The sequence below is a fragment of the uncultured Granulicatella sp. genome (assembly GCF_938030755.1).
In the GTDB taxonomy this organism is placed as follows: Bacteria; Bacillota; Bacilli; order Lactobacillales; family Aerococcaceae; genus Granulicatella.
On the sequence record NZ_CALHIF010000015.1, the window covers coordinates 1 to 4,955 of the forward strand.

Genomic DNA, 4,955 nt, shown 5'->3' on the forward strand with positions numbered 1-4,955 from the left:
CAGAACTAAATCCTTTGCTTAAATTAATTGTCTAACTTTTTGGGGTCAGTACAAATCCGGGGGTTTTAATTAGACCAAAAAACGCAATGGACTTTTGTCCATTGCGTTTTCTTTTTACCTATTATTCATTCTTTCCGATGACTTCAAATGTCACATGATCAATTCCTAAATCACATTTCACTTGGTCGCCTGGAAGGATGCTTGCACGGATGATTTCTTTAGCAAGTGGTGTTTCAATTTCACGTTGAATATAACGAGAAATTGGACGAGCACCGTATACTGGATTATAAGCATTATCTGCAATCCAATCTTTCAATTCATCTGTGAAGCTTAGGACGATTTCTTGATCTTCTACACGTTTGGCTAATTGTTTCAACATCTTCGTAATGATTCCACGAATATTGTCTTTAGAAAGTGGTGTGAAGAAGATTGTTTCGTCGATACGGTTCAAGAACTCTGGTTTGAAGGTTGCTTTTAGGACACCCTCTACTGCTGTACGAGTTTCTTCATCGATTGTTTCACCTTGATTTTCAAGCAAGAATTGTGAACCGATATTACTTGTCATAATCATCACTGTATTCTTGAAGTCTACTACACGTCCTTTAGAATCGGTTAAGCGTCCATCGTCTAATACTTGTAATAAGATATTAAATACATCTGGATGAGCTTTTTCAATTTCATCTAAAAGAACGATTGTATATGGATTACGACGAACAGCTTCTGTTAATTGTCCTCCTTCTTCATATCCAACATATCCTGGAGGAGCTCCCACTAAACGAGACACTGAATGTTTTTCCATATATTCACTCATGTCGATACGAACCATATGATCTTCTGAGTCGAACAAATCTTCTGCAAGAGCTTTAGCAAGTTCTGTCTTACCAACCCCTGTAGGTCCAAGGAACAAGAAACTTCCGATTGGACGGCTAGGATTTTGTAATCCAGCACGAGAACGAAGGACTGCTGAAGCCACTTTTTGTACAGCTTCATCTTGACCAATCACACGTTCATGAAGAATATCTTCTAAGTGAAGAAGTTTTTCACGTTCGCCTTCCATTAATTTTGTTACTGGAATACCTGTCAAGCGTCCCACTACTCGAGCAATTTCTTCAGACGTTACTGATTCTTGAACGAGACGTTGCGTGCTTTCAGCATTCGCTTTATTTTGTTCTTCTAATTCCTTCAATTCTTGTTCAAGAGCTGGAATACGTCCGTGACGAAGTTCGGCCGCTTTTTCAAGATTGTAATCAGCTTCTGCTTGTTCTAATTCACGTTTAGCATGATCGATTTCTTCACGTTTATTACGGATTTTATTGACTTCTTCTTTTTCGATTTCCCATTTCATTTTGAGGTTATTGGCTTTTTCACGTTGTTCCGCTAATTCCTCTTGTAAAATAGCAAGACGTTTTTGAGAAGCGTCATCTTTTTCCATTTTCAATGCTTGTTCTTCGATTTCAAGTTGCATCAAACGACGAGTGACTGCGTCAAGTTCTGTTGGCATTGAGTTCATTTCAACGCGGATTGTTGCACAGGCTTCATCGACTAAGTCAATCGCTTTATCTGGTAAGAATCTGTCAGTAATATAACGGTTTGATAAAGTTGCCGCTGCTACTAACGCACTGTCGTGAATGTTTACACTGTGGTGGATTTCGAAACGTTCTTTCAACCCACGAAGAATTGAAATGGTGTCTTCAACAGTTGGTTCTTGAACAAGTACCTTTTGGAAACGACGTTCTAACGCCTTGTCTTTTTCCATATTTTCACGGTATTCGTCAAGAGTTGTAGCACCAATACAATGCAATTCACCACGAGCCAACATTGGTTTTAGTAAGTTACCAGCATCCATTGAGCCTTCTGTCTTACCAGCACCCACAATTGTATGAATTTCATCGATAAATAAGATGATTCGTCCTTCTGATTTTGTTACTTCTTTAAGAACAGCTTTCAAACGTTCTTCGAATTCACCACGGTATTTTGCCCCCGCGATTAAAGCACCCATATCTAATGAGTAGATTAATTTATCTTTTAAGTTTTCCGGTACGTCTTTTTTAACGATACGTTGAGCTAATCCTTCTACGATAGCTGTTTTACCAACACCTGGTTCCCCGATTAAGACAGGGTTGTTTTTTGTTTTACGAGATAAGATTCGAATCACATCTCGAATTTCTTCGTCACGTCCAATGACTGGATCTTGTTTACCAGATTGAACGGCTTCATTTAAATTACGTGCATATTTTGATAATGCTTCATATTGTTCTTCTTGATTTTGATTAGTCACACGTTCTCCCCCTCTTAGCTCTTCAATACGAGCTCTCAAATTTTCTTTGGTTATATGATGTTGTACTAAATAGCGTGTTAATGGATGATTTTGTAGTTCCATTAATGCAAGTACAACTACCTCTGTAGATAAGTAATCGTCTTTAAAGCTTTCTCTAATCTTTTCAGCTTCTGTAAAGAGTCGATATAAGTTTTGACTCATACTTTGACCGTATTGGACATTTTGCCCTTCCACTACAGAAATACGGTCTAATTCTTTATCAATTAATTCCTCAAATTCTTTGTCATTCACTTGTAAATCACTATATAAATTTCTAGCAAAGTGATTTGGTTCCATAAATACTTTCCATAAATGAGGAATATCTATTTCTTGATGTTTACGGACCATCGCAATTTGTTGCGCTTGGCCTAATGCTTGTTGCATTGTTGTTGTCATTTTTTCAATATTCATCTTCATTCCTCCTTTTGTGGTCTCTTGACCATGAATTAAGTATACACCTTTAGTCAGGAAAGGTCAATAGTTTTATTTGACTTTTTTTGACCTTAATAAAAATTTAAAAACAGCCACTTGAGTAGCTGCTTTTACTATTACATTTCAATTCGAATAGCTCTTCTTATACAATAATATCCTGCTGCTAATTTTCCGTTTGGATCAACAAAAAGTGGCAGATTTACTGAATAGTAAGAAGAAAGAGGTAATAAATTTAACACAGGTGCTTTAAAGTTTTCTTCAAGCCAAGCCCCTTTGGTATATGGACGACCTTCTATAATTTCTGGTCCGAATTCAGCGTTTGCAATTTCTAAACCAAACATATTCTCTTGCCATAAAGGAGACTTAAACTCATCCTGCAACAGAGTTCTATGTAGTTTATTTCCCCATTTAAATAAACGTCTCGTTCCACTACCGCAACAATATTCCCATTCATCTCCATTTAACAGTCCCATTCCGGATCTTTCTATCTCTTTGCGTCCTTCATCATAACTAACTGGATCTGCTACATAACACGCAAAAAGATCTGGATTTTGAATATCTTGTTGCATAAAGTACTGATCAACCCTTACTGCTCTTGGAAACTCTTGAAAAAGAGCTTCTAATGAATTATCTGGGGTAATGGCCTCCTCTAAAATAGATAATGTTTCACTTGATACCATATCTTCCCCATCTATCTGACCAGTGACCACAGAATAATGACCAATAAATTTTAAGCCAACGAAATTAGGCTTTTTTTCGACTAACATTGCTGGTATATCTACTTGTCTTAACTCTGAAGTCATTAAATTTATGCCATCTTCAACAATTTGAGTCGTTAATTTTTCCTGTGTTAAGTCTTTTTCTTGAACATTTTGATTTAAAAACATAAACCCTGTTACGTGTTGGTTCAAATAACGTTTAAAGGCATATCTTAGCTCTTGCCTCTCTTCACTGCAGTCAAGACCTGAAAGTCCTGACAAACCGCTATCCCACCCAAGAACAACGTCTTTCTGTCCAGGTACAAAGACAAAAACTCTACCGTCAATCGTTACTTCAAACGTATCATTTGTGATACCAGCGTAATCATATTGTACAAACTTTAAATCTTCAATTGTTAGAATTGGATTCACGAAAAAGCGTAGAATATTTCGAATTACTATCTCTTTTGATTCTCTACTTAAATTTTTCCAAGTAGGATTTAACACTCGCTCAAAAAAATCATTAGCCATACTTTCACCTCACCTTCATTATACGTTATTTCTTACAAAAATCACTCTATTTTAACTTTCATTTATGCTATAATTGTGAAGAATCGAAAGGAAGTATTTCATGAATTTATTTATTTTTGGAAATCCGATGTCTGGCAGTTTTTCAGGCCAGCAACAAATTAATCATATTGTTGAAGTTTGTACAGAAAAAGGAATTCCCTTCAAATTATTTCAGACTCAAAGAGCTGGAGAACTTCCCGAATTGATGGAAAAACATCTACAACAACGAAATCAACATACCATAATCGTTATTGTTGGTGGTGATGGCACTCTCAATGAAGCTCTTCAATATTTAAAACAACAGAACATCTTTGTACCCCTTAGCTATTTACCGGCTGGAACTGGGAATGATTTTTCACGGGAAATGAATTTAACTCATCACGCGAGAAAGTTTATAGAAAACCTTTCAAAGAATCATATTATTGACTTAGAGTTTCTTACTTATTCAGAAGAAAACTCACAGACAACTGGTGTCATTTTAAATTCGATGGGATTTGGGATTGATGCTGCTATTTGTGAAATAAACCAAAAACAAAGGCAAGCACTCCTGCAAGCTAAAGGGATTAAAAAAGCTTCTTACTTAACTCCTATTATTAAGGCTTTTAAAGAACGCAAAGAGTTTGACGCCCTAATCACTCTTGATGACAAAGAAAGTTTTACTTCTACAAAAAATCTTCTACTTGGAGCTTTTAATCACGCCTACTTTGGAGGTGGGATTCGCTTTGTACCTTCTGCAGCACAAGGAAGTCATCATTTTCAAATTGCAATAGCTAGAAAAGTGTCACTTTTTACGATTCTTAAAGCTTTCCCATTTATTTTAACAAATGGAACTCATTTCAAACGATTCCCAAAAAATTTAAAAGAATACTCATGTATAAAAGCCAATATAAAAATTAATGAACCTATAAAAGCTCAAATTGATGGAGAATTTATAACTT

Annotated in this window: 3 protein-coding genes; 1 reads left to right on the top strand and 2 read right to left on the bottom strand. The window is 36.0% G+C overall.

What is annotated here, in order from left to right; translation table 11 throughout:
- Positions 1-121: 121 nt before the first annotated feature.
- Positions 122-2,728: an ATP-dependent chaperone ClpB gene (clpB, locus tag Q0594_RS01560; protein ID WP_298729255.1), complete on the bottom strand. Its 2,607-nt coding sequence runs from the start codon at positions 2,726-2,728 to the stop codon at positions 122-124.
- Positions 2,729-2,865: 137 nt separating this feature from the next.
- Positions 2,866-3,978: a hypothetical protein gene (locus tag Q0594_RS01565; protein WP_298729257.1), complete on the bottom strand. Its 1,113-nt coding sequence runs from the start codon at positions 3,976-3,978 to the stop codon at positions 2,866-2,868.
- Between the two features lie 100 nt (positions 3,979-4,078).
- Between Q0594_RS01565 and Q0594_RS01570 the strand changes: the two genes are divergently transcribed.
- Positions 4,079-4,955 (top strand): diacylglycerol kinase family protein (locus tag Q0594_RS01570; protein ID WP_298729259.1); only part of this gene is annotated, 877 nt, incomplete at its 3' end.

What these genes read in the sequence shown, in the direction of transcription:
- clpB (WP_298729255.1), bottom strand. Translation starts at nt 2,728, where the DNA reads ATGAATATTGAAAAAATGACAACAACAATGCAACAAGCATTAGGCCAA.
- Q0594_RS01565 (WP_298729257.1), bottom strand. Translation starts at nt 3,978, where the DNA reads ATGGCTAATGATTTTTTTGAGCGAGTGTTAAATCCTACTTGGAAAAAT.